The organism is Bradyrhizobium genosp. SA-3 (genome assembly GCF_004212635.1).
In the GTDB taxonomy this organism is placed as follows: Bacteria; Pseudomonadota; Alphaproteobacteria; order Rhizobiales; family Xanthobacteraceae; genus Bradyrhizobium.
Window position 1 is genome coordinate 14,652 of record NZ_PSRT01000057.1, and the last position, 25,173, is coordinate 39,824.

Below are 25,173 nucleotides of genomic sequence, written 5' to 3' on the forward strand. Positions count from 1 at the left end.
TCAGCATTCCTTGGGATCGACGAGGCCGCTGCTGCGGGCGACGATCTCGTAATTCCCGCCCTTGGCGACCGCGGTGTACATCTTCATCTTGCAGTGCCGCTTGCCCGGCACCATCTCGGCAGGTCCCCCGGGACCTTCGGCGATCTTGGCGTGGTCGAGCGCGGCGGCTACCGACTCGCGGTCGATCTTGCCGGCCTCCTTGACCGCGGCTTCCCACAGCTTGAGGCCGCGATAGGTGCCGGTGGCGGCGCTGCCGGCGGCGAACAGGAAGTTGCCGGGGAAATCCTTCTCGTAGGCCGCCTGGATCTTCGCGTCGAACGGGTTCTCCTTGGTCAGCACCTTGAAATAGTCGAGGCAGCTGGCGAGGCCCTCGATCTCGGCGGCCTGATTGATGTTGAGCGTGTTCTCGTCATAGTAGACGCAGGCGAGGCGCCCGCCGTTCTTGAGGAAACCAGCTTCATAGAGCTGCTTGAAGAACGGCCCGACGCCGGGCGGAATGACGGTGTTGAAGACGACGTCGACCTTGTTGGAGATGATGCGGTTGACGGTTGCGGAGAAGTCGACCTGGTCGAGCGGGTAGTATTCCTCGAACACGACCTCGCCACCATTCGCCTCGATCACCTTGCGGGCATAGATGTTGAGCGTGTGCGGCCAGACATAGTTGGCGCTCGGCAGCGCGAATTTCTTGCCGCCGTTCTTGATCAGCCAGGGGATGAACTCGTCGCATTGCTGCGCCGGCGTCGGGCCGGTGCAGAACAGGTAGGGCGTGCACTCCTTGCCCTCGTAAAGCTGCGGATAGATGTAGAGCGTCTTGCCGCGCGCCACGATCGGATCCTTGATCGCGTTGCGCATCGAGGAGGTGATGCCGCCCAGCACCATGTCGACCTTGTCGCGCTGGATCAGTTTTCGCACGTTGCCGACCGCGACGGATTCGTTCGAGGCGGTGTCCTCGATATAGAGCTCGAGCGGGCGGCCGAGCAGACCGCCGGCGGCGTTGATCTCCTTGATCACCATCTTGGCGACGTTGGCATCGGCATTGCCGGCATAGGCGATCGGACCGGTGAGGTCGGTGGCGATGCCGACCTTGATCGGAGCTTCGGCCGCATTGGCCCAGGGAGCCGGGATCACCCAGCTGCCGACGCCGGTTGCGACCGCACTGGACGCAAAGGCGAAATTGGAGAGGAAGCGGCGCCGCGAGAACTGAGTGCGATCGAACATGTGACTAAACCCCTTTTCCAGCGATGAGGCCCTGCGGGCGGAATTTGATGAAGACAATGGCAAGCACGAAGACGAGCACGTCGGCGACGACGGGCGCCATCACCCACGGCAGCGCCGCGCTGAGCGTGCCGATGACGCCGGCGCCTGCGACCGGTCCGATGAAGGAGCCGACGCCGCCGACCATGACTGCGACAAAACCCTGGATCAGGAAGCGCAGGCCGAGATCGGCAAACAGGCTGAACACCGGCACGATCAGCGCACCGGCAAGTCCCGCCAGCGCTGCGCCGAACGCAAACGTGGCGCCGTACATCAGCGGCGTGGAGATGCCCGAGGCGCGCGCCAGCGACGGATTCTCCAGCGTCGCCCGCACGCGCAGGCCAAAACTCGTGCGCGACAGCAGCAGATAGCAGCCGCCCATCACCAAGAGCGTGACGACGATGATGGTGAAGCGCCAGGCCGAGATGTGCATGGCGCCGATGTCGATCGAGCCGCCGATCGGTTCGGGCACGGTGAGATAGAAGCCGCCGATCAGGCCGCGCACGGATTCGCGGATGATGAGGCCGAGCGCATAGGTGCCGAGCATGGCGACGATGGGCGCGGCGTAGAAACGGCGGATGATCAGCGCCTCCAGCACGAAGCCGAGGGCGCCGACCGCGAAGGGCGCCGCAACCATGCCGGCCCAGATCGGCAATCCCTTGGCGTAGGCGAGATAAGTGATGTAGGCCCCGAGCAGGACGAACTCGCCCTGCGCGAAGTTGAAGATGCCCATCATGCTGGCGATGATCCCGAGCCCCAGCACGATCAGGACGATGATCGCGCCAAAGCTCAGGATCTCGAACGCCGCGACGAACGCGTTAGCCATGCGTTAGAGCCTTTCCCGTTCCGATGGAATCGGAACGGGGCTCTAGATTCTTGTTTTGACGCGTTTTCTTGACGCGAACCGGTATCCACTTCGCTCGAAAACGCTCTGGTGTTCCGTTCGCCTGCATCGAAGCCTCGCTCACATCTTCTTCCAGTCGCCGGTCTGCTCAAAGGCATGAGCGGCGCGATAGATCGTGGCTTCCTCGAACATGCGGCCGACCAGCATCAGGCCGACGGGCAGGCCATCGACCATGCCGCAGGGCAGCGACATCGCGGGATGATGGGTGATGTCGAACGGCGCGGTGTTGGAGATCATCTCGAGCGCGCGGGCAACGTAGTCCTCGCGGCTGGCATTGGGGGCCGGCAGCGGCGTCGCCTTCATCGGAGTGGTCGGCATCAGCAGCAGATCGTAATCCCCGAACGCCTTGTCGTAGGCCGCGGTCAGCCGTCGCGAGATGTTGAGCGCCTTGCCGTAGAAGCGTGGACCGAAATTGTTGTTGATGTAGGTGCCGAGCATCATGAACAATTTCGTGGTCTCGGACAGCGAATCGGCCTGCCGGCGCCAGCCGCGATGAAAATCCATCAGCGAGGTCGAATAGAGATCGCCGCGGCTGAGGCCGTAGCCGTCGCCGAACATCATGGTCTGGGTCAGGCCTTCGGTGCCGATCGGGGTCCAGATCGCGCCGCCCAGGAGGTGCATCGGGATCGACACCGTTTCGATGCTGGCTCCGAGATCCCTAAAGCGTTTCGCCGCCTCGCGCACGCTCTCATTCACCGCGGCCTCTGCACCCGGCTGCTCAAAGCCTTCCTTGACGATGCCGATCTTCATGCCCTTGACGCCCTGGCCGAGCGCCTTGGTGTATTCCTCGACCTTCGGCGCCTTGATGCGGGGATCGTAGCCGTCGTCGCCGGCGAGCACTTCGAGCAGCAGCGCATTGTCGGCGACCGTCGCAGTCATCGGGCCGGTATGATCGACGTAGATCTCGATCGGCATGATCCCGGTATAGGGCACGAGGCCCCAGGTCGGCTTCATTCCGTAGATGCCGCAGAACGAGGACGGCATGCGGATCGAGCCGCCCTGATCGCCGCCGATCGCCATGTCGACCTCGCCGAGCGCAATCACGACGCCCGAGCCTGACGACGAGCCGCCGGCCGAGTAACCCATCTTGTGCGGATTGTGCACCGGCCCATAGGAGCCGGTGTGGCTGCCGCCGGACAGGCAGAAGTGCTCGCAATGGGTTTTACCGACGATCTCGGCACCGGCATCGAGCATGCGCGTGACGATGGTGGCGTCGAAATCGGGCACGTAGCCTTCCAGCGTCGACGAGCCATTGGTCATGGGAACGCCGGCGAGCATGATGTTGTCCTTCAGCGCGACGGTCTTGCCCTTGAGCTTGCCGCTGGCGGCGCCCTTCACGGTCGACTTGCGGTACCAGGCATTGCGCGGGTTCTCTTCGGCTGAGGGCCGATAGCCCGGCGTGCGGGGATATTTCACCTCCGGCACCTCGTCCGGCATCGTGGCCACGAGATTGTAGGCCTCGATCGAGCCCTGCATCAGGCCGCGGAACGAGGCGACGTCGTCGTCGGTCAGCGAAAGGCCGCACTGCTCGGCGACGCTGCGAAGTTGGGCTGGCGTGGGAAGGACAACTGTCACGGCGCTCTCCTCAAAGGCTTCTTGATCCCTGGCGTGGACGGAAGCCGCATGGGCACCGCGCCTGCACAGCGCGGAGCCAACCGGCTTCACCTCGATATTACAGACGGAAATATTTTCCTTTTCAAGTATTATTTCGAAGATCCGCCTCAACCGATGGACAATCTCGCTTCAGACCGGCTTGATCAGCTTGAAGTCTAGACCGTCAGCCTCGGCGAGATACATCTGCATCCGGGCGTGACCGTTGCGAACGGTGACCGGGCCACGCGCGCCGCCATAAACGACGTTGCGCCCCGCCGCGAGCATGGGAGCCATGGACAGCGAACCTGCCTTGTTCGCGACGGCTTCGAGGAACCGCAGGCCTTCGTAAGTGGACTGGCCGAGCGAGCCGATCGGCGGAGCGTTCGGTCCGAACATCGTGCGATAGCGGCTTTGGAAGTCGTCGTTGGCCCGCGAGCCGATGCCGGGGAAATAGCCGGAGGCGCAGAACATGTTCTCGCTGTTGTCGGCGCCGATGCCGAGCAGCACCGTCTCGTCCATCGCGCCCGCAAGCCGCAGCGTCGTCGCGGCAAGCCCGCATTCGCCGAAGGCACGGTTAAAGGTGATGCTGTCGGTGCCGATCAGCGAGATCAGCACGACATCGGGCCTCGTGGCGCGGATGCGCGCCAGATGCGGCTCGTGATTATCTTCGCCGAGGGGGACGAACTCCTCACCGACGACCTGTCCGCCGGTCTCCTTGATGTAATTCTTCACGGCGCGATGCGATTGCCAGGGCCAGACATAGTCGCTGCCGATCAGGTACCAGCGCGACGCCTTCTTGACATCAGCAAGCCAATGGATCGAGGGCCGGCTCTGCCAGCGCGGCGTCTCGCCGATCGCCATCACGCCCGGCGTGCGCTCGCCACCCTCGTAGACCGGCGTGTAGATGTAGGGGATGCGATGACGCGTGGTGACGTCGCGCAAGCCGACACGGATCGCACTGGTGTGCAGCCCGACGATGAGATCGACCTCGTCGAATGCGATCGCCTGCTCGGCGCGGTTCAGCACCTCGTCAAGCGGCCCGCCGGCGTCGTAAATGGAAAGCTCAATTTCGCGCCCGAGGATGCCGCCGCGCTTGTTGATCTCGGCGACAGCGAGCTTGGCACTGTTGGTCGCACAGGGGCCCCAGACTCCGGGCGAGCCGGTGCAGCAGATGAAACCGCCGATCCGCAGCTTGTTCGCGCCGCGCCGCCGGAAGAAGGCGTGATCCCTGGGCGACAAGACACCATCAGCCGCCGATGACGACGACAGATTCCTGAGCAGCAAGGACGGCGGCAACGCCGGGCCGCCGTGAGCCGGGAAGTTTACCGTCGCGCGCACGCCAACTCCTGTCTGGGACCAGACCTGAAAGCACATTGAGCAGGCGGCCGCGGCTTCCGCCCTTTTGTTGGGCAATGATCCTATTTTGAAAATATTGAATATTCAACAATTGAAGTGCATATAGATGCAGCATTGATTGCAAGACATTCACTCATTTGGGTCAAGACGAAGTCTTAGCCGTGGCAAAACCGTCGAAAGAAAACTCCCCCATCACCGAACACCTCGCCTACCTGCTCGCGCAAGCCAACCGCGAAATCAACCGGCAGCTCGAATTGCGGTTGAGCAAGGAGGGCGTGCCGGTCGAGCAATGGCGCATCTTGAAAGTGCTGTCTGATGGCAACGGCCATTCGATGGGCGAGCTTGCCGATGCCGTGCTGCTCAACCATCCGACATTGACCAAGATGATCGACCGCATGGTCTCCGACACGTTGGTCTACCGCGTGCAGGACCCCAACGACCGCCGCAAGGTGCTGATGTTCATCTCCGACCGCGGCAAAGTGCTGTGCAGGAAGCTCAACTCGCTCGCGGTGGACCAGGAGGAGCACATCCTGGAGAGCTACGGCGACAAGTCCACGAGCGAATTGAAGCGGCTGCTGGAGAGCTTGATCGACAGCTCGAATTGAGGGGTGACCTCTCACTCCCGTCGTCCCGGCCTAGTGCGCAAAGCGCACGGGGGCCGGGACCCATAGCCACCGAATTGGCTTTGGCGAAAGCTGCTAGTTGCGCTTCTTCACGCGGTATTACGACCGCGCATTCCCGATAGATTCCGCGGTATGGGTCCCGGCCTTCGCCGGGACGACGGTGTGGCAGCAGAAGCGTGTCAAGCCGGGCGACGACAGCGGGGAATGAGGCGCTGACGTCGCCCTCACGCTGCGGCGCTACGCATACTTGCCGTGGCAGTGCTTGTACTTCTTGCCCGAGCCGCACGGACAGTCCTCGTTGCGGCCGACCTTGCCCCAGCTGGCGGGATTCTTCGGGTCGCGCAATGCCGCGTCCGTGTGCTGCGGGGCGAGCGTGACGCTCGCAAGGGCCATCTCGTCTTCGCCGGTGTTCGGGTCGAACTTGTGCGCCTCCATCGCCGGCAGGATAGGAGCTTCCTGCTCCGGCGGGACGATCTCGACGCGCATCAGCTGCGCCGTAACGGCCTCGCGCAGATGCGCGCTCATCTCCTGGAAGAGGTTGAAGGCCTCGGTCTTGTATTCCTGCAACGGATCGCGCTGGCCGTAGCCGCGCAGGCCGATGACCTGGCGCAGATGGTCCAGCATGATCAGATGCTCGCGCCAGAGATGGTCGAGCGTCTGCAAGAGAATGGTCTTCTCGACGTAACGCATCACGTCGGGACCCCATTGCGCGACCTTGGCCGCCATGTGCTCGTCGGCTTTGGTCTCGATCCGGGTCAGCAGCTCCTCGTCGGCGATGCCCTCTTCCTTGGCCCATTCGTCGACCGGCAGGTCGAGATCGAGCACGCGCTTCAATTCGTCCTTCAGCCCGGCCACGTCCCACTGTTCGGCATAGGCGTGCTCGGGCACGTGCTTGGCGACGAGGTCGTCGATGAAGGCGTGGCGCATGTCGGCGATGGTCTCGGCGACGCTCTCGTCCCTCATCAGCTCGACGCGCTGATCGAAGATCACCTTGCGCTGGTCGTTCTGGACGTTGTCGAACTTGAGCAGATTCTTGCGGATGTCGAAGTTGCGCGCCTCGACCTTCTGCTGCGCCTTCTCGAGCGCCTTGTTGATCCAGGGATGGATGATCGCCTCGCCCTCTTGCAGGCCGAGACGCTGGAGCATGCTGTCGAGACGGTCCGAGCCGAAGATGCGCATCAGGTCGTCTTCGAGCGACAGGAAGAACTTCGAGCGGCCGGGGTCGCCCTGACGGCCGGAACGGCCGCGCAGCTGGTTGTCGATGCGGCGGGATTCATGCCGCTCGGAGCCGATGATGTAGAGGCCGCCGGGCTTGTTCACGGTCTTGGCGGGCTTGCTCCCCTTCGCCGGATCGGTCTCGACGCTCTCCTCGGCCTTCAGCACGATGTCGCGGAAATGCGCGATGTCGGCCTTGATCTGCTCGATCCTCGATGCCTTCTCGGCCTCGTCCTCGATGCCGGCAGTCTCCTGCTGGATGCGCATCTCGAGCGAGCCGCCGAGCTTGATGTCGGTACCGCGGCCGGCCATGTTGGTCGCGATCGTGATCGCGCCGGGGACGCCGGCTTCGGCGACGATATAGGCTTCCTGCTCGTGGAAGCGCGCGTTCAGCACCGCGAACAGCTTTGCCGGCTTGCCGGCGCGGGCCGCGGCATAGAGCTTGTCGAGCGCATTGTCCTTGCCGAAGTCGATCTGCTTGTAGCCGTTCTTCTTGAGGAATTCGGCGAGCACTTCCGACTTTTCGATCGACGCCGTGCCGACCAGCACCGGCTGGAGCCGCGCGTTGGCACGCTCGATCTCGGCGAGGATCGCGCCGTATTTTTCCTGCTGGGTGCGGTAGACCTCGTCGTCCTCGTCGAGGCGCGCGACCGGCAGATTGGTCGGAATCTCCACGACCTCCAGCTTGTAGATGTCGAACAATTCGTCCGCTTCGGTCGCGGCCGTGCCGGTCATGCCCGCAAGCTTCTCGTACATGCGGAAGTAGTTCTGGAAGGTGATCGAGGCCAGCGTCTGGTTCTCGGGCTGGACCTGGACGTGCTCCTTGGCCTCGAGTGCCTGGTGCAGGCCTTCCGAATAGCGCCGGCCCGGCATCATGCGGCCGGTGAACTCGTCGATGATGACGACCTCGTTGTCGCGGACGATGTAGTCCTTGTCGCGCGTGAACAGCGTGTGGGCGCGCAGCGCCTGGTTGATGTGGTGCACGACGGAGACGTTCTCGACGTCGTAGAGCGACTCGCCCTTGAGCTGGCCGGCATCGCGCAGCAGGGTCTCGATCTTCTCCATGCCGGCTTCGGTCAGCGTCACCGTGCGCTGCTTCTCGTCGACCTCGTAATCGGTCTTGTCGAGCCTGGGCAGGAAGCTGTCGATGGTGTTGTAGAAGTCGGAGCGGTCGTCGAGCGGACCGGAGATGATCAGCGGCGTGCGCGCTTCGTCGATCAGGATGGAGTCGACTTCGTCGACGATGGCGAAGAAGTGCGGCCGCTGGACCATGTCCTCGAGCCGGTACTTCATGTTGTCGCGCAAATAGTCGAAGCCGTATTCGTTGTTGGTGCCGTAGGTGATGTCGCAGGCATAGGCCGCCTTGCGCTCGGCATCGTCGAGGCCGTGCACGATCACGCCGGTGGTCATGCCGAGGAAGCCGTAGATCTGGCCCATCCAGCCGGAGTCGCGGCGGGCGAGATAGTCGTTGACGGTGACGACATGGACGCCCTTGCCGGCGAGCGCGTTGAGGTAGACCGCGAGCGTTGCCACCAGCGTCTTGCCTTCGCCGGTCTTCATCTCGGCGATGTCGCCCTCGTGCAGCACCATGCCGCCGATCAGCTGGACATCGAAATGGCGCTGGCCGAGCGTGCGCTTGGCCGCCTCGCGCACCGTGGCGAAGGCGGGCACCAGCAGGTCGTCGAGGGTCGTCTTGCCCTCGGCGAGCTGCTTCTTGAACTCGGCGGTGCGGGCCTTGAGCGCCTCGTCGGAGAGTTTCGAGACGTCTGGCTCCAGCGCGTTGATCGCGTTGACGCGGGACTGATATCCCTTCACCCGCCGGTCGTTGGCGGAGCCGAAAAACTTGCGGGCGAGCGCGCCGATCATGCCTAGTTCCTGTGTTCGCGATTTAACCGCGTTGCAGCCAAGAAGTTGTCACCCGCCTGCCTATTCAACTCACCGTGACGCCGATGGCGCCTTCAGCCCGGACTGCGGGGGTCGTCCGCCATATGGGTGGGAATTGAGCAAGTCTGGGTTCAACGGCCAAAAACGCAGCAAAATAAACGCCATCGCCATGGACGCGACCGGCCAGAGATATGGCCGGCCCCTAGCCTTGTCAACGGCGGCCGTATTGCGGCTAATTCATCATTTTGACAGACTTTTCGCGTTGCCAAGGCCCCCTGAATTGGGCGAGTGTCCGCCCCGCTCGAGCAGCCCCCTGCTTCAACATAAGGATTTTCCATGACCACCTCGTTCCCGGTAACCACCGGCCAGCGTTTCCGCCATGCGTCCGCTCTGGCCGGCTGCCTCGCTCTGGCGCTGTCCCTGGCGTTCGCCGGGCCGCTCCGCGCCGCCGACGATCCGGTGCTGGCGAAGGTCAATGGCGCGGAAATCAAGAAGAGCGACGTCGCCATGGCCGAGGAAGAACTCGGACCGAGCCTCGCCCAGATGGACCCGGCGACAAAGGACGAGAACGTCCTGTCGTTCCTGATCGACATGAAGATCGTCAGCAAGGCTGCCGAGGACAAGAAGGTCGCCGACAGCGAGGAGTTCAAGAAGCGCCTGGCATTCGCCCGCAACCGCCTCCTGATGGACAGCCTGCTCGCGGGCGAGGGCAAGGCCGCCACCACCCCCGACGCCATGAAGAAGGTCTATGAGGAGGCCTCCAAGCAGATCACCGGCGAGCAAGAGGTGCGCGCCCGCCACATCCTGGTCGAGACCGAGGACGAGGCCAAGGCGGTGAAGGCCGAGCTCGACAAGGGCGCCGATTTCGCCGATCTCGCCAAGAAGAAGTCCAAGGATCCGGGCTCCGCCGACGGCGGCGATCTCGGCTTCTTCACCAAGGAGCAGATGGTGCCGGAATTCTCAGCCGTGGCCTTCGCGCTCGAGCCGGGCAAGATCTCCGACCCCGTGAAGTCGCAGTTCGGCTGGCACGTCATCAAGGTCGAGGAAAAGCGTAACCGCAAGGCGCCGGACTTCGAGCAGGTCAAGGCCCAGATCGAGAACTACGTCACCCGCAAGGCCCAGGCCGAGTACGTCGCCAAGCTGCGCGCCGAGGCCAAGGTCGAGCGGCTGGACCAGCCGGCGGATGCGGCAAAGGACGCCAAGCCGGCCGATGCGGCCAAGCCGTCCGACAGCAAGATGGCGCCGCCTGCGAAGAAGTAAGAATTCGCTGTCACTTCGCGGACGCCAATAGTATCTAACGTCGCAATGGCCGGGCACATGCTCGGCCATCTGCATATCCAGACCCACCAAGGCGCCCCACGATGTCTTCAGCCGTCTCCCCGCTCGCCCCGAAACACGTTCCCGACATGCCCGTGATCGCGGGCGTCCGTCTTGCGACCGCCGAGGCCGGCATCCGCTACAAGAACCGCACCGACGTGCTGCTGGCGGTGATGGACAAGGGCACGGCCGTGGCCGGCGTCTTCACCAAGTCGAAATGCCCGTCCGCGCCGGTCGAATGGTGCCGCGCCAAACTGAAGGGCGGCAAGGCTCGCGCACTCGTCGTCAATTCCGGCAACGCCAACGCCTTCACCGGCAAGACCGGCCGGGCATCCACGGCACTGACCGCGAAGATCGCGGCCAAGGCCGTCGGTTGCAGCGAGAGCGAGATCTTCCTCGCCTCGACCGGCGTGATCGGCGAGCCGCTGGACGCGACCAAGTTCGACGGCGTGCTCGGCCGCCTCGCCGAGACCGCCGAGCCCGGCGATTATCTCGCCGCGGCCAAGGCGATCATGACCACCGACACCTTCCCGAAGGTCGCGACCGCGACCGTGAAGCTCGGCAAGGCCAAGGTCACCATCAACGGCATGGCCAAGGGCGCCGGCATGATCGCGCCCGACATGGCGACCATGCTGTCCTTCATCTTCACCGACGCGCCGATCGCGCCCGCCGCGCTGCAAGCCCTGCTCAAGAGCGGCGTCGAGGACACCTTCAACGCGGTGACGATCGACGGCGACACCTCGACCTCGGACACGCTGCTCGCCTTCGCAACGGGCGCCGCCGCCGAGCACGGCGCGCCAAAGATCAGCCGGGCCAGCGACCCGCGCCTGAAGGCCTTCGTCAAGGCGTTCAACCAGGTGCTCGCCAATTTGTCCGAGCAGGTGGCCCGCGACGGCGAAGGCGCGCGCAAGCTGGTCGAGATCACCGTCGAGGGCGCCAAGACCAAGGCTTCGGCGCGCAAGATCGCGATGTCGATCGCGAACTCACCGCTGGTCAAGACCGCGATCGCCGGCGAGGACGCCAATTGGGGCCGCGTGGTGATGGCGGTCGGCAAGGCCGGCGAGCCGGCCGATCGCGACAAGCTCTCGATCTCCTTCAACGGCATCCGCGTCGCCAAGAGCGGCGCGCGCGATCCGTCCTATGACGAAGCGCAGGTGTCGGAGGCGATGAAGGCGCCGGAGATCGCGATCAAGGTCTCGCTCGGCCTCGGCAAGGGCCGCGACCGCGTCATGACCTGCGACCTCACCAAGGAATATGTCGCGATCAACGGGGATTACAGGTCGTAAGGCAGCATGGCCGATCTCAAGCTCACACTGGTGGTGGCCTGCGCGCTGGTCGACGCCGACAAGCGCGTCCTGATCGCGCAACGCCCCGAGGGCAAGGCGCTGGCCGGCCTCTGGGAATTCCCGGGCGGCAAGCTCGAGGCGGGCGAGCGGCCCGAGCAGAGCCTGATCCGCGAGCTCCACGAGGAGCTCGGCATCACGGTCGCCGAGCCGTGCCTGGCCCCGCTGACCTTTGCGAGCTACGGCTACGAGACCTTTCACCTGTTGATGCCGCTCTACATCTGCCGGCGCTGGGAGGGGCAGGTCACGGCGCGCGAAGGCCAAAACCTCGCCTGGGTCCGCGCCAACAAACTGCGCGATTACCCGATGCCGCCCGCGGACATCCCGCTAATCCCGCATTTGATTGATTTGCTGATGTGAATTGAACCGCAAACCATTTGCTCAGTGTCATGCCCGGGCTTGACCCGGGCATCCACGATCTTCGTGCCGAGCTGGATGGCCGGGACAAGCCCGGCCATGACGAAGGAGAGAGGCTACGTCTTCCCCGCCTTCTTCACCGCCTCGGCCAGACTCGCCTTGGCTGAGCCGGGCTTGAGCGGCTGCTGCTGGCTCGCATGCGGCGCCCAGCCGGAGAGCCAGATGATATCGAACGTCGCACGGATGCGGCCGTCGGCATCGGCGAAGCGTTCGGCATAGATCTCGGCCATCCGCAGCAGCGTCGCGCGACGGCTCGGCACGCGCCGCCGCTCGATCAGCACATTGGCCGCACCCATGCGGCGGAGATCCTGCATCAGCGCAAACGCATTGCCATATCGCACCACGACACGGTCGACGTCGGTGACCGGCAGCGCAAAACCAGCCCGCTGCAACAGCGCGCCGATATCGCGCAAGTCGGCGAACGGCGCGACGCGCGGCGAGACGCCGCCTTCGCATTCGGCTTCGGCGGCCGCAAACGCCTGACGCAGCTCGGTCAGGCTGTCGCCGCCGATCATGGCGGCGAGCAGCAAGCCATCCGGCCTCAAGGCGCGGCGCACCTGTGCGAGCACACCCGGCAAGTCGTTGACGAATTGCAGCGCCAGCGCCGAGACGATGAGATCGAGGCTTTCGGGTGCAAAGGGAAGCTTCTCCGAACCCGCTGCATCGAGCGCGATGTGCTCGATGGCAGGAAGCCGCGTGCGCAGTCCTGCGAGTCCTTCACCGGGCGTCCAAAGATCGGCCGCAGCATGAAACTCCCGCTTCACCGCGGCCAGCCGGTCGGACATGTCCTCGGTGACGCGATCGAGCAGGAAGGCGACCGGACCTTGCGCCCGCGCGCGCCGCTGCCGCGCGTGCAACAAAGCGCGATCGAACAGGGCGGGAGGGGATTGCGGAGCTTGAGCCATGCCGCTGGTTACGCCGATCACGACGGCTATTGCAATGTCCTCTCTCGTGTCCCGGACGCGCTGCAGCGCTCTTAGCGCTGCTGCGCAGAGCCGGGACCCAGCCGGCAACAGCGTACAATGCGGCGAGATGGGCCCCGGCTCTGCAGCGCACCGCCGAAGTGGCGCTGCGCTGCGTCCGGGGCACGAGAGCGTGGGTTGAGCGGATAAGCACGGAACGCTAGCCTTCCCCGCATGGAAGCCGAAACCGCCCCCGCCCGATCCATCGCCGCCCCTCTGCGTGCCGCGTGGACGGCTGGCCGACAGGTGCTGTCGCGCGCGGCACGGCTCGCCCTCGACATCGCACTGCCGACGCAGTGCGTGTCCTGCCACGAGCCGGTCGACGGCGAGGGCGTGTGCGCTTACTGCTGGGCGCGGCTGTCGTTCATTGAACGACCCTATTGCCCGCGGCTCGGCATTCCCTTTGTGTATGACCCAGGTCCCGACATGCTGTCGATGGAGGCGATCGCGAGCCCGCCGGCCTACCAGCGCGCGCGAGCGGCGGTGCGTTATGACGACGTCGCGCGCACATTGGTGCATGCGCTGAAATACCAGGACCGCACCGATTTGGCGCCCGCCATGGGCCGCTGGATGGCGCGCGCCGGCGGCGAGCTGCTCTCTGGCGCCGACATGCTGATTCCCGTTCCCCTGCATTGGCGGCGGGCCTGGCGGCGCCGCTACAACCAGTCCGGGGCGCTGGCGCGGATCATCGCGCGGCAGAGCGGCGTCGAGGTCCGGGGCGAGGTGTTGCGGCGGGTGCGCGCCACCGAGCAACAGATCGGCCTGTCGCGGGCCCAGCGCGCCGCCAATGTGCAGGGCGCGTTCCAGGTATCCCCCGACCGTCAGGCCGAGATTCAGGGCCGCCGCATCGTCCTGGTCGACGATGTCTTGACATCGGGCGCCACGCTGGACGCCTGCGCGCGGGCCCTGCTGCGCGCCAAGGCGGCCCAGGTCGACGTGCTGGTCTTTGCCCGGGTTGTGGAGAGCCGGTAAAGTCCCATATAATTCAACGAATTCATGACATGAGAGCGCCAGACGAGATGACTGCTGCCATCGAGATCTACACGAGGCCGGGCTGCGGCTATTGTTCCGCCGCCAAGTCGCTGTTGACCCGCAAAAAGGCGACCTTCACCGAGTTCGACATTGCCAAGGACCCGTCCTGGCGCCAGGACATGTATGGCCGCGCCGGCGAAGGCTCGACGTTTCCGCAGATCTGGATCGGTGGAACCCATGTCGGCGGCTGCGACGAGCTCTACGCGCTCGACCGCGAAGGCAGGCTCGACGGCATGCTCGACAGCGTCAAGGCGGTCTCATGAGCGAGGATCGGACCTTCACCGCCGCCATGGTGCAGATGCGCACCGGTTTGATGCCCGGCCCGAGCCTTGAACAGGCCACCAAGCTGATCCGGCAGGCGGCGGCGGACGGCGCCGACTACGTGCAGACGCCCGAAGTCAGCAACATGATGCAGCTGAACCGCAAGGCGTTGTTCGAGCATCTTCAGAGCGAAGAGGACGACACCTCGCTGAAGGCGTATCGGGCCCTCGCAGCGGAACTCGGAATCCACATCCATGTCGGCTCGCTCGCGCTCCGATTCTCGCCTGAGAAGGCGGTCAATCGCTCCTTCCTGATCGGGCCCGAGGGCAACGTGCTCGCGAGCTACGACAAGATCCACATGTTCGACATCGAGCTGCCGGACGGCGAGAGCTATCGCGAATCCGCCAATTACCAGCCGGGCGAGACGGCCGTGATCTCCGACCTGCCCTGGGGCCGCGTCGGTCTGACGATTTGCTACGATGTGCGTTTCCCCGCGCTCTACCGCGCGCTGGCCGAGAGCGGCGCGTCCTTCATCACCGTGCCCTCGGCCTTTACCCGCAAGACCGGGGAAGCGCATTGGCACGTGTTGCTGCGTTCGCGCGCGATCGAAACCGGCTGCTTCATCTTCGCCGCGGCGCAAGCCGGCCTGCACGAGAACAAGCGCGAGACCTACGGCCACTCCCTGATCGTCGACCCCTGGGGCGAGATCCTCGCCGAGGGCGGCGTCGAGCCCGGCGTCATCATGGCCAAGATCGACCCGGCCAAGGTCGAGACGGCGCGCCGGGCGATTCCCTCGCTCCAGCACGGCCGCCGCTTCGGCGTCGCCGACGCCAAGGCCGGGCCGGACCATCTGCATCTCGTACGGGGATCGGCATGATCCGCTACGCACTGCACTGCGACCGGAACCACGCTTTCGAAAGCTGGTTTCAGAGTTCGTCCGCGTACGATTCACAGGTGAAGCGCAAGCTTGTGACCTGCCCGATCTGCGGCTCGGCCAAGGTCGACAAGGCGATCATGGCCCCGCGCATCGTCGGCAAGAAGGGCCGCGGGCGCGCTACGCCGCCACCGGAGGCCACGGCGAGCGCCACGCCTGCGCCCGAGGCTGCGCCGTCAGGACCAACCTCGCTGCTGATGGCGCAGGAGAAAGAGCTGCGCACGAAGCTGAAGGAGCTGCGCGATCACATCGTCAAGAACGCCGACAATGTCGGCGAGCGCTTCGCCAACGAAGCCCGCGCCATGCACTACGGCGACAAGGAGCACCGTCCGATCTATGGCGAGGCCTCGCCCGACGAAGCCAAATCGCTGATCGACGAAGGCATCGAGGTGTCGCCGCTGCCGGTGCTGCCGGAAGATCGGAACTAAACCCCTACCAGAACAGCCACCCCGAGGACGATCAACGCGATGCCTGCAAGCTCGCGCGGCGCGATCGGCTGCTTGAACGAGTAGTACGCCACGGCTTGCGCGAACAACACCTCGATCAAAGCGAGCGTGCGGACGTTAGCGGCCGCCGTCAGCGCGAACGCCAGGAACCAGAATTGCGAGGCGAAGGCGCCCGTGAAGCCCGCGAGCATCGACGGCCGCCACAGTCCGAGGATGCCCCGCAACACGTCTGGCGCGCGCCAGAGCAGATAGATCGTCAGCACCAGCGTCTGCACGAACAGGCCGAGCACCAGCGTGAAGGACGAAGCCGTCACGAACGACACGCCCGGCACCGTGATGATGGCGCCGCGAAAGCCGACCGCGGAGAGCGCGAAGGCCGCAGCGGCGACGAGCCCCGTGATGGTCGGCTTCAATTCCGCAAAGCTCTTCTCGCCGCCGGGCCGGAGCGCAGTGATGACGACGCCGACGGTCGCGATCACGATCGCCAGCACCTTCAGCCAGGTCAGGTGATCGCCAAGAAAGACGAAGCCGAAGATCGCGGTCTGGATCGCTTCGGTCTTGAGGTAGGCCGTCGTCACCACGAAGGAGCGGTCGTTCATGGCGAGCAGCATCAGTCCGGTGGCGACGATCTGGCTGAGTGCGCCGAGCAAGAGCCACGGCCAGAACACGATCGGCGGCATGCCGATATGATCGCCGGTGGCGACCAGCACCACCGCGAGAAAGACCAGCGAGAACGGGAAGCCGAACAGGAAGCGGATGTTGGTCGCGCCCCAGGTCCCCAGCGGCTTCGTCAGCGACCGCTGCATCGCATTGCGCGCGACTTGCCCGAGCGCGGCAATGATGGTGAAGAGAATCCAGAGGCTGGTGATGGTGAACATGGGGGTGGGATGGGGGCAGGGAAGATTGCGGCAACGTGCCGCTAGCGGCGAAGCAGGTCAATCAGGCGCAAGTCATGGGAGCGATGCTTTCGCCACATTTTCGGTGGCGTCCCGGCGTAGTGCGCAATTGCGCACGGGGGGCCGGGACCCATAACCACCGAACGTGATTGTGGCGCGAGATGGCGGTTACCTGTCCTCGTCAAACTGCTTTCACGGAGTATGGGTCCCGGCCTTCGCCGGGACGACACCGTTTTTGTGTTCGCAGCGCCCCCTACTCAACCCCTCACACCATTCCTTCCGCCACGACCATGTAGTTCACGTCCATGTCGGAGGAGAGGGTCCATTTGTCGGCGAAGGGGCTGTAGACGACGCCGGTCTGCTCGGTGATGACGAGGCGGTTGTCGAGCAGGTATTTTGCGAGCTCATCGGGGGTGACGAACTTGTTCCATTCGTGGGTGCCGCGCGGCAGCCAGCGCAGCACGTATTCGGCGCCGACGATGGCAAGCGCAAAGCTCTTCCAATTCCGGTTCAGTGTCGAGACCACCATCAGGCCGTTCGGCTTCAGCATCGCCGCACAGCGCCTCAGGAAGACGCCGACATCGGTGACGTGCTCGACCACCTCCATCGCCAGCACGATGTCGAAGCGCTCGCGCGGATCGATCTCTTCCACGATGGTGCAGCGGTAGTCGATCGCGAGGTGACTCTTGTCGGCATGCAGCTTCGCGGCGGCGATGTTGCTCGCCGAAGGGTCGATGCCGATGACCTGCGCCCCCAAGCGCGACAGCGGCTCGCAGAGCAGGCCGGCGCCGCAACCGATGTCGAGCAGGCGCAAGGACCCGAGGCAGCTGAGGCTGCGCACATTGCGCTCGAACTTGCGGCAGGCGGCGTCACGGATGTAGGCGAGCCGCAGCGGATTGATCCGGTGCAGCGGCGCCATCTTGCCCTTGGGGTCCCACCACTCCGCCGAGAGTTTTGAGAATTTCGCGATCTCGGCGGCGTCGACGGTCGAACCCGGCGGGATGGTTGCGGAAGTATTTTGCTGCATGCTCATGGTTACGCGCGGTCCTACCGCGTGGTGATCGAACTACGGAAGGCGAGTGGCGAGGCGATGGTCTTGATCGTCTCGATTCCCTCGCCGACGCCGCGAATCGTCACGTCGCCGTAGTTGAGAATCCGTCCAAGAATAGTCTGGTCGACGTCGACGCTCTCGACCTTGTCCAGCGCCATTTCGAAGGTGCGGCGCTTGATGAATCCGGTCTTGTGCACGACCCGGAGGTTGGTGACGTCGGTCTCGGTGGTGAAGCGATGGAACCAGCCCTTGATGGTCCAATACAAGGCCGCCAGAGCCACGAGACCCGCGGCTGTAAGGCAAAGCAAAACGAGCCCCTCGGCCGTGACCTGCCGCGACAGGATCAGCAGGGCCAACGTCACGATCCAGGCCACGATGGCCGGAAAATAGAAGATCCAGTGCGCATTGGTCGAATACAGCACCCGCTCGCCCGGTTGCAGGATCTCGTCGATATAACGCGCCATGACCTCGGTTAACCCACTACCCCCACACCCTGCCCCCGCAGGAACCCGCTTGCCCCCGGCCCCGACGCTCTGTATACGCGCGGTCGGTATCCGCGAGGCACCCGTCCGGTGCGGTCACCATACTGATCCTTATGAGGGAATGCACGCGTCGTCATGAGCCGCCTCGTGATGAAATTCGGCGGCACGTCCGTCGCCAATATCGAACGTATCCGCAACGTCGCGCGCCATGTGAAGCGTGAGGTCGACGCCGGCCATGAAGTGGCCGTGGTCGTCTCGGCGATGTCCGGCAAGACCAACGAGCTGGTGGCCTGGTGCACCGAGGCCTCGCCCATGCACGATGCGCGCGAGTACGACGCCGTCGTCGCCTCCGGCGAACAGGTGACGTCCGGCCTGCTTGCCATCGTGCTGCAGGGCATGGGCATCCAGGCCCGCTCCTGGCAGGGCTGGCAGATCCCGATCAAGACCAGCGACGCCCATGCCTCGGCCCGGATCGAGGACATCGACGGCAGCGAGATCATCAAGCGCTTTAGGGAACGCAAGGAGGTCGCGGTCATCGCCGGCTTCCAGGGCATCAACCCCGAGACTGGTCGCGTCACCACGCTCGGCCGTGGCGGCTCCGACACCTCGGCCGTGGCGGTCGCCGCCGCCGTCAAGGCGGACCGTTGCGATATCTACACCGATGTCGACGGCGTCTACACCACCGATCCGCGAATCGTGCCGAAGGCCAAGAGGCTCGACAAGATCGCGTTCGAAGACATGCTGGAACTGGCCTCCCAGGGCGCCAAAGTGCTCCAGGTCCGCTCGGTGGAACTCGGCATGGTCCACAACATGCCGATCTTCGTCCGCTCGAGCTTCGACAAGCCCGAGGATATCGACCCGCATGCCAACCAGCCGCCCGGCACGCTGATCTGCAGCGAGGAGGAGATCATGGAAAGCCACGTCGTCACCGGTATCGCCTTCTCCAAGGACGAGGCCCAGATTTCGGTGCGCCAGATCGAGGACAAGCCGGGCGTGGCGGCCTCGATCTTCGGCCCGCTGGCGGATGCCAACATCAACGTCGACATGATCGTGCAGAACGTTTCGGAGGACGGCAAGACCACCGACCTCACCTTCACGGTGCCGGCGGCCGACTACACCCGCGCCAAGGACACGATTACCGCTGCCAAGGCCAAGATCGGCTATGCCCGGCTCGATACCGCCACCGACGTCGCCAAGATCTCGGTGATCGGCAGTGGCATGCGCAGCCATGCCGGCGTCGCCGCCCAGGCGTTCTCGGCCCTCGCCGGACGGAATATCAACATCCGGGCCATTACAACCTCCGAGATCAAATTCTCGGTTTTGATCGACACCGCCTATACCGAGCTTGCTGTGCGCACCCTGCACACGCTCTACGGCCTCGATCAGACTTAGACGAATTTTCTCTTAGCGGTCGCAGCAAACGCGAAGGTGTCCACACATTCGCGTTTGGCAGGCGTTTTGCTTGGCAAAACAAGCCCCAATTCGCTATAGGCGGACAGGGTGGGCTGCCAGATACTGTGCCCCAGTTGAGGCAATGCCGATTCGGCTCTGGCAACCACCAGGGTCGGCGCCGGATGAGCAAGCTTGTTGTTTTTCTGGATTTCCGGGCGAGCCGCCGACGGCCCTTCGGGGCCCGGCAGACGGAGGAGATTGACGGTACATGCGGAGCGCGTCGGGAGGTCCCCGCGTCTTGTTGAGACGGCTCCGCGAAACCATGGCGGAGCAGGTCTCAGCCCAGGAGCGGCTGGACAAGATCGTGGTGCTGATTGCCGCCAACATGGTGGCCGAGGTGTGCTCGGTCTATGTGCTGCGCATCGACAATACGCTGGAACTCTACGCCACCGAGGGTCTCAACCGCGAGGCGGTGCACCACACCGTGCTCAGCGCCCATGAGGGCCTGGTCGGCCTCGTCGCCAGCGAGGCGACGCCGCTCAATCTGAGCGATGCGCAGAGCCACCCGGCCTTCTCGTTCCGCCCCGAGACCGGCGAAGAAATCTACCACTCCTTCCTCGGCGTGCCGATCCTGCGGGCCGGCAACACGCTCGGCGTGCTGGTGGTGCAGAACCGCGCCAAGCGCAACTATGTCGAGGAGGAACTCGAGGCGCTCCAGACCACCGCCATGGTGCTGGCGGAGCTGATTGCCTCCGGCGAACTGTCCGCGCTGGCCCAGCCCGGCCAGGAGCCTGCCGCGCGCCATTCCGCGCAGAAGGTCGGCGCCATCCTGTCGGAAGGCATCGCGCTCGGCCATGTCGTGCTGCACGAGCCGCGCGTGGTCATCAAGGACTACATCGCCGAGGACCTGCCGAAGGAAATCAAGCGGCTCGACACCGCGCTCGCCAAGCTGCGCGCCGATCTCGACCGCATGCTGGAGCGCGGCGACGTCGCCGACGGCGGCGAGCATCGCGACGTGCTGGAAGCCTACCGCATGTTCGCCAACGACCAGGGCTGGTCGCACAAGCTGCACGAGGCGGTCGCCACCGGCCTCACCGCGGAAGCCGCCGTCGAGCGCGTGCAGTCCGATACCCGCGCGCGCATGCTGCGCTCGACCGATCCGTATCTGCGCGACCGCCTGCACGACCTGGAAGATCTCGGCTACCGCCTGATGCGACAGCTGGTCGGTCAGGACCACGCGCCTTCACGCGAGCAATTGCCCGACAACGCCATCGTCATCGCCCGTGCGATGGGCCCGGCGGCACTGCTCGACTACGACCGCAAGCGCCTGCGCGGCATCGTGCTGGAGGAAGGCACCGCCAATTCCCACGTCTCGATCGTGGCGCGCGCGCTCGGAATCCCTGCGGTCGGCGAGGTCCCGAACGCGCCCGGCATCGCCGATCCCGGTGACGCCATCATCGTCGACGGCACGTCGGGCTCGATCTATGTGCGCCCCTCGCAGGAGATCGAGGCCGCCTTCGCCGAGCGCGTGCGCTTCCGCGCCCGCCGTCAGGCGCAGTACCTCGCGCTGCGCGATCGGCCTTGCGTCACCAAGGACGGCCAGAAGGTCGAATTGATGATCAACGCTGGGTTGGCCATCGACCTGCCGCATATCGAGGACACCGGCAGCGCCGGCATTGGTCTGTTCCGCACCGAGCTGCAATTCATGGTGGGCCAGAGCCTGCCGCGCACCAGCGACCAGCTCGCGCTCTATCGCACCGTGCTGGACGCGGCCGGCAGCAAGCCCGTCACCTTCCGCACCCTCGACATCGGCGGCGACAAGGCGCTGCCCTACATGGAAGCGGTGATCGAGGAGAATCCCGCGCTCGGTTGGCGCGCGATCCGGCTCGGGCTCGATCGTCCCGGCCTGTTGCGCGGCCAGATCCGCGCGCTCTTGCGCGCCGGCGGCGGCCGCGCGTTGCGCATCATGTTTCCGATGATCTCGGAGGTCGCCGAATTCGATTCGGCGAAGGCGCTGGTCGAGCGCGAGCTCACATATTTGCGCCAGCACGGCCACACGCTGCCGGAGCGGATCGATATCGGCACCATGGTCGAGGTGCCGGCCCTGCTCTACCAGCTCGACGAGCTCCTGAAGAAGGTCGACTTCATCTCGGTCGGCTCCAACGATCTGTTCCAGTTCCTGTTCGCGGTCGACCGCGGCAACGCTAAAGTCTCCGAGCGCTTCGACACGATGTCGGCGCCGATCCTGCGCGCGCTGCGCGACATCGCACGCAAGTCCCATGCGGCGAAAAAGTCGCTCTCGCTCTGCGGCGAAATGGCCTCCAAGCCGATCGGCGCGCTGGCGCTGATCGCACTGGGCTATCGCTCGCTGTCGCTCTCGGCCACCGCCCTCGGCCCGGTCAAGGCGATGGTGCTCGACCTCGACGCAAAAAAGGCCGAGGCGATGCTTGGCCCGCTGCTGGACGCGCCTGCGGGCAGCGTCGCGATCCGGCAGAAGCTGACGGAATTTGCCGAGGCCGAAGGCCTGGCGTTGTAGCGGGCCTGGCGCCGCTTCCGCTCTCCTCGCCTCCGTCCGCCCATTTGAGACTGTACCGATGTCGTCACTCCCCGAAGCCAAACTGGACGTCCTGCTTGCGCATCACGCCTCGCTCGAGGCCGAATCGCTGGGCCAGCTCGCCTCCGACCGTTATGTGCAGATCACGCGCGAGCTCGCCGAGATCACGCCGCTGATCGAGACGGTGAAGACCTATCGTTCCGCGGTCAAGGAGCTCGCCGATACCGAAGCCCTGATCGCCGATCCCGCGAGCGATGCCGAGATGCGCGGCATGGCGGAAGCCGAGCGCGACGAGCTGACGGCCAGGATCGAGGAGCTGGTCCAGAAGATCCGCGTCGCGCTGCTGCCCAAGGACGCCATGGACGACCGCAACGTAATGCTGGAAATCCGCGCCGGCACCGGCGGCGACGAGGCTTCGCTGTTCGCCGGCGATCTGTTCCGGATGTACGAGCGCTTCGCCAGCCTTCAGGGTTGGAAGGTCGAGGTGATCTCGGCCAGCGAAGGCACCGTCGGTGGTTACAAGGAGATCATCGCGGAGGTGCAGGGCCGCGGCGCGTTCTCCAAGCTGAAGTTCGAATCCGGCGCACACCGGGTGCAGCGCGTGCCCGATACGGAGACGCAAGGGCGCATCCACACCTCGGCGGCGACGGTTGCGGTGCTGCCGGAGGTCGAGGATGTCGACGTCGACATCAAGAACGAGGATCTGCGCATCGAGACCATGCGCGCGCAGGGCGCGGGCGGCCAGCACGTCAACAAGACCGAATCGGCGATCCGCATCACCCACATCCCGACCGGCATCGTGGTGATGATGCAGGACAGCCGCTCGCAGCACAAGAACCGCGCCTCCGCCATGAACATCCTGCGCTCGCGCATCTACGACGCCGAGCGCCAGCGCGTCGACGCCGCGCGTTCGGCCGAGCGCAAGGAGAAGGTCGGCTCCGGCGACCGCAGCGAACGCATCCGCACTTATAACTTCCCGCAAGGGCGCGTGACCGACCATCGCATCAATCTGACGCTCTACAAGCTGCCGCAGGTGATCGCGGGGGAAGCACTCGGCGAGCTGATCGACGCGCTGACCACCGAGCACCAGGCCGCGCAGCTCGCCGCGCAGGGCGCGGCGGCCTGACGCGTGAGCAATCCCTTCACCGGACAATCGATCGAGAGCGCGCGGCGCACGCTGGCCACGCAATTGAGATCGGCCCAGCTCGACGAAGCCGAGCTCGATGCCCGCATCCTGCTCGGCGCGGCGCTCGGCCTCGACCTCACTGGCCTGGTCGCGCAGGCCGCGCGCCCCCTCACGGAAGCCGAGGCGTCGCGGCTCGCGCAGCACGTGCAGCGTCGCATCGCCGGCGAGCCGGTGGCGCGCATTCTCGGGACGCGCGAATTCTGGGGGCTGCCATTTCGCCTGTCCGAAGCGACCCTGGTCCCGCGTCCCGATACCGAGACCGTGGTCGAGCTCGCACTCGAAATCCTACGCGAGCAGAAGGCATCTCATCCACCCCGTATCGCCGACATCGGCACCGGATCCGGCGCGATCCTGCTTGCGCTGCTGCACGAAATTCCTGACGCTTTCGGCGTCGGCACCGATCTCAGCCTGACCGCGCTCGCCACCGCCAGGGACAATGCCACAGCGCTCGGCCTCGCCGACCGTGCCGCCTTCGTCGCCTGCTCCTATGCGGCGGCGCTCTCGGGTCCGTTCGATCTCATCGTGTCGAACCCGCCCTATATTCCCTCGGCCGAAATCCCGAAATTGAGCATCGAGGTGCGCGAGCACGATCCGCATCTGGCGCTCGACGGCGGCAATGACGGATACGACGCCTATCGCGCCCTGATCCCGCAGGCGAGCGAACGCCTCGCCCCCGGGGGTGCGCTGATCGTCGAGGCCGGACAGGGCCAGGCCCGAAATATTGAAACCTTGATGGCGGCTGCCGCGTTAGTGGTGGACAGGCCACCCAAGGCCGATCTGGCGGGCATTCCGCGGGCCGTTTCGGCCCGAAAAATGCCCCCATAAAAGCCGGATTGGCCTGTAAAAACCTCTTGGAATATCCCGTGGGAACGACTACGTTTCGGTCAACACATCGGTGCCGGCCCCGTAGACCTACGGGCGAAAGCCGGGCTCTCGGGCGAGAGCTTTACTGATTATAGGTTCCAAGCCGCAGGTCCTGTTGAGCGCGATGGCCAGTGGAGCTGCGCTGCTCTCCGACCGCAACGTGAACGAAAGCCTGATTTGCGCTTGAAGACTTACGCAAGAAAGCTGGGCTTGTTTCGGCAGGCGATATGAATGGGTTCGCTGGCAATGAATGCTGGCGGGTGGGGAACGCGTCTTTGTTGAACGCGACGGTCGACGAACATCGGCAGGGTTCAGGCTGCTCTTGCACGCGGTGCGTGCGAGAATCGTGAACCGCTGTCACCAGGTCACTCCGAGCAATCAGTAATGCGTGCAACCTTTAGGGCTGGAATTAAAGGCAGGACATGAGAAACGGTCAGAACAAGCAGCGGATGCGCAACCGCAACAACAATAACAACAATAACCGGCGCGGCCAGAACCCGATGACCCGGGTCTACGAGTCCAACGGGCCCGACATCAAGATCCGCGGCACGGCTTCGCACATCGCTGAAAAGTATCTTCAGCTAGCGCGCGATGCGCGCTCCTCCGGCGACCCCGTTGCGGCCGAGAACTACTATCAGCATGCCGAGCATTATTTCCGCCTGATCGCGGCCGCCCAGGAGCAGTTCCGCCAGAACCAGCAGCAGCCGCGCGGTGACGAGCCCATCGCCAGCAGCGACGACGGCGAGGACGATGGCGAGAATTTCTCGGCCTTCGGCCAGGAGCCGGGCTTCGTCCCGCAGCCGCCGCAGCAGCCTTTCATGCGCGACCGCGATGGCCAACGCGATCATCACCAGCGCGATCACCAGCCGCGCGACAACCAGCCACCCTATCAGCGCGAGCAGCAGCAGCCGCGCGAGCACCGCGAACGCGAGCATCGTCCGCAGCCGCAATATCAGCCGCAGCCGCAGAATCAGCCGCAGCCCGTCATCTCCGATGCCGGCAGCGTCGATCGCCTGCCCTCCTTCATCACCGGTGCGCAGCCGCAAGCGAATGTCGGCGCGAATGGCGGCCAGGGTGGCTTCGAGGGTGGTGGCGGCGGTGGCGAGCGCTATCCGCGGCGGCGTCGCCGGCCGCATGGCCCGCGCCCCGAGCGCGAAGCCGCCCCGGTCGCGTCGAGCGACGATCTCGCGCCCGGCGAGTAAGCTTC

22 protein-coding genes are annotated in these 25,173 nt (G+C 65.0%); 13 read left to right on the forward strand and 9 right to left on the reverse strand.

The genetic code is table 11. The annotated features are described in order from the left end of the window. From CWO91_RS20860 to CWO91_RS20875, 4 genes are all read right to left on the reverse strand, one after another. Window positions 1–1,218 carry a substrate-binding protein gene (locus tag CWO91_RS20860; RefSeq protein WP_130215838.1) on the reverse strand — a complete coding sequence of 406 codons (1,218 nt, stop codon included), beginning with the start codon at window positions 1,216–1,218 and terminating at the stop codon, window positions 1–3. Window positions 1,219–1,222: 4 nt separating this feature from the next. Next, the gene (locus CWO91_RS20865; protein ID WP_130215840.1) at window positions 1,223–2,080 is read right to left on the reverse strand and encodes a branched-chain amino acid ABC transporter permease; all 858 of its coding nucleotides are present in this window, start codon (window positions 2,078–2,080) and stop codon (window positions 1,223–1,225) included. A gap of 138 nt (window positions 2,081–2,218) precedes the next feature. Next, window positions 2,219–3,733, reverse strand: a complete 1,515-nt coding sequence (locus CWO91_RS20870) for an amidase (RefSeq protein WP_130215842.1) — start codon at window positions 3,731–3,733, stop codon at window positions 2,219–2,221. A gap of 168 nt (window positions 3,734–3,901) precedes the next feature. Then, a complete protein-coding gene (locus CWO91_RS20875; protein ID WP_165405591.1) occupies window positions 3,902–5,089 on the reverse strand; it encodes a substrate-binding domain-containing protein in 1,188 nt (395 codons plus the stop codon). A 179-nt stretch (window positions 5,090–5,268) separates the two neighbouring features. On the opposite strand from CWO91_RS20875, the gene CWO91_RS20880 reads away from it, so the two are divergent. Further along, complete coding sequence (locus CWO91_RS20880; protein ID WP_130215846.1) at window positions 5,269–5,712, forward strand: MarR family winged helix-turn-helix transcriptional regulator; 444 nt, start codon at window positions 5,269–5,271, stop codon at window positions 5,710–5,712. 255 nt (window positions 5,713–5,967) lie between these two features. Here the strand turns inward: CWO91_RS20880 and secA are convergent, their stop codons facing one another. Next, window positions 5,968–8,811 carry a preprotein translocase subunit SecA gene (secA, locus tag CWO91_RS20885; protein ID WP_130215848.1) on the reverse strand — a complete coding sequence of 948 codons (2,844 nt, stop codon included), beginning with the start codon at window positions 8,809–8,811 and terminating at the stop codon, window positions 5,968–5,970. 354 nt (window positions 8,812–9,165) lie between these two features. Here secA and CWO91_RS20890 point away from each other — a divergent pair, with 354 nt between their 5' ends. The 3 genes from CWO91_RS20890 to mutT all read left to right on the forward strand — a co-directional run bounded on the left by CWO91_RS20890 (window position 9,166) and on the right by mutT (window position 11,849). Continuing rightward, entirely contained in the window at window positions 9,166–10,089 is a 924-nt protein-coding gene (locus CWO91_RS20890; protein WP_130215850.1) for a peptidylprolyl isomerase, read from the forward strand. Window positions 10,090–10,190: 101 nt separating this feature from the next. Continuing rightward, window positions 10,191–11,432 carry a bifunctional glutamate N-acetyltransferase/amino-acid acetyltransferase ArgJ gene (argJ, locus tag CWO91_RS20895; RefSeq protein WP_130215851.1) on the forward strand — a complete coding sequence of 414 codons (1,242 nt, stop codon included), beginning with the start codon at window positions 10,191–10,193 and terminating at the stop codon, window positions 11,430–11,432. 6 nt (window positions 11,433–11,438) lie between these two features. Further along, window positions 11,439–11,849, forward strand: a complete 411-nt coding sequence (gene mutT, locus CWO91_RS20900) for an 8-oxo-dGTP diphosphatase MutT (protein ID WP_130215853.1) — start codon at window positions 11,439–11,441, stop codon at window positions 11,847–11,849. A gap of 113 nt (window positions 11,850–11,962) precedes the next feature. Here the strand turns inward: mutT and CWO91_RS20905 are convergent, their stop codons facing one another. Continuing rightward, window positions 11,963–12,811 (reverse strand): methyltransferase domain-containing protein, encoded by an 849-nt coding sequence (locus CWO91_RS20905; RefSeq protein ID WP_130215901.1) that lies wholly within the window; start codon window positions 12,809–12,811, stop codon window positions 11,963–11,965. Between the two features lie 231 nt (window positions 12,812–13,042). Between CWO91_RS20905 and CWO91_RS20910 the strand changes: the two genes are divergently transcribed. The 4 genes from CWO91_RS20910 to CWO91_RS20925 are packed head-to-tail and all read left to right on the forward strand — an operon-like array spanning window position 13,043 to window position 15,523. Continuing rightward, window positions 13,043–13,840, forward strand: coding sequence for a ComF family protein (locus CWO91_RS20910; protein WP_130215855.1), 798 nt, complete (start codon window positions 13,043–13,045; stop codon window positions 13,838–13,840). Window positions 13,841–13,887: 47 nt separating this feature from the next. Continuing rightward, complete coding sequence (gene grxC / locus CWO91_RS20915) at window positions 13,888–14,163, forward strand: glutaredoxin 3 (RefSeq protein ID WP_130215903.1); 276 nt, start codon at window positions 13,888–13,890, stop codon at window positions 14,161–14,163. Continuing rightward, window positions 14,160–15,038 carry a carbon-nitrogen hydrolase family protein gene (locus tag CWO91_RS20920; RefSeq protein ID WP_130215857.1) on the forward strand — a complete coding sequence of 293 codons (879 nt, stop codon included), beginning with the start codon at window positions 14,160–14,162 and terminating at the stop codon, window positions 15,036–15,038. The genes grxC and CWO91_RS20920 overlap by 4 nt, the downstream gene beginning before the upstream one ends. Further along, the gene (locus tag CWO91_RS20925) at window positions 15,035–15,523 is read left to right on the forward strand and encodes a DUF1178 family protein (protein WP_130215859.1); all 489 of its coding nucleotides are present in this window, start codon (window positions 15,035–15,037) and stop codon (window positions 15,521–15,523) included. Before CWO91_RS20920 ends, CWO91_RS20925 begins: the two co-directional genes overlap by 4 nt. Here CWO91_RS20925 and CWO91_RS20930 read toward each other — a convergent pair. The 3 genes from CWO91_RS20930 to CWO91_RS20940 all read right to left on the reverse strand — a co-directional run bounded on the left by CWO91_RS20930 (window position 15,520) and on the right by CWO91_RS20940 (window position 17,952). Beyond that, window positions 15,520–16,419 carry an EamA family transporter gene (locus tag CWO91_RS20930; RefSeq protein WP_130215861.1) on the reverse strand — a complete coding sequence of 300 codons (900 nt, stop codon included), beginning with the start codon at window positions 16,417–16,419 and terminating at the stop codon, window positions 15,520–15,522. The two genes, CWO91_RS20925 and CWO91_RS20930, sit on opposite strands and share 4 nt — an antisense overlap. A gap of 283 nt (window positions 16,420–16,702) precedes the next feature. Beyond that, window positions 16,703–17,470 (reverse strand): bifunctional 2-polyprenyl-6-hydroxyphenol methylase/3-demethylubiquinol 3-O-methyltransferase UbiG, encoded by a 768-nt coding sequence (gene ubiG / locus CWO91_RS20935; RefSeq protein ID WP_165405592.1) that lies wholly within the window; start codon window positions 17,468–17,470, stop codon window positions 16,703–16,705. Between the two features lie 14 nt (window positions 17,471–17,484). Then, entirely contained in the window at window positions 17,485–17,952 is a 468-nt protein-coding gene (locus CWO91_RS20940; RefSeq protein ID WP_130215863.1) for a PH domain-containing protein, read from the reverse strand. Between the two features lie 153 nt (window positions 17,953–18,105). Between CWO91_RS20940 and CWO91_RS20945 the strand changes: the two genes are divergently transcribed. From CWO91_RS20945 to CWO91_RS20965, 5 genes are all read left to right on the forward strand, one after another. Beyond that, on the forward strand, window positions 18,106–19,362 hold the full coding sequence (locus tag CWO91_RS20945; RefSeq protein ID WP_130215865.1) for an aspartate kinase: 1,257 nt from the start codon (window positions 18,106–18,108) through the stop codon (window positions 19,360–19,362). 268 nt (window positions 19,363–19,630) lie between these two features. After that, complete coding sequence (gene ptsP / locus CWO91_RS20950) at window positions 19,631–21,898, forward strand: phosphoenolpyruvate--protein phosphotransferase (RefSeq protein ID WP_130215867.1); 2,268 nt, start codon at window positions 19,631–19,633, stop codon at window positions 21,896–21,898. Window positions 21,899–21,956: 58 nt separating this feature from the next. Further along, entirely contained in the window at window positions 21,957–23,042 is a 1,086-nt protein-coding gene (prfA, locus tag CWO91_RS20955) for a peptide chain release factor 1 (protein ID WP_130215869.1), read from the forward strand. 3 nt (window positions 23,043–23,045) lie between these two features. Continuing rightward, window positions 23,046–23,927, forward strand: a complete 882-nt coding sequence (gene prmC / locus CWO91_RS20960) for a peptide chain release factor N(5)-glutamine methyltransferase (protein ID WP_130215871.1) — start codon at window positions 23,046–23,048, stop codon at window positions 23,925–23,927. 461 nt (window positions 23,928–24,388) lie between these two features. Then, window positions 24,389–25,168 (forward strand): DUF4167 domain-containing protein, encoded by a 780-nt coding sequence (locus CWO91_RS20965; RefSeq protein WP_130215873.1) that lies wholly within the window; start codon window positions 24,389–24,391, stop codon window positions 25,166–25,168. The last annotated feature ends 5 nt before the right edge of the window (window positions 25,169–25,173 follow it).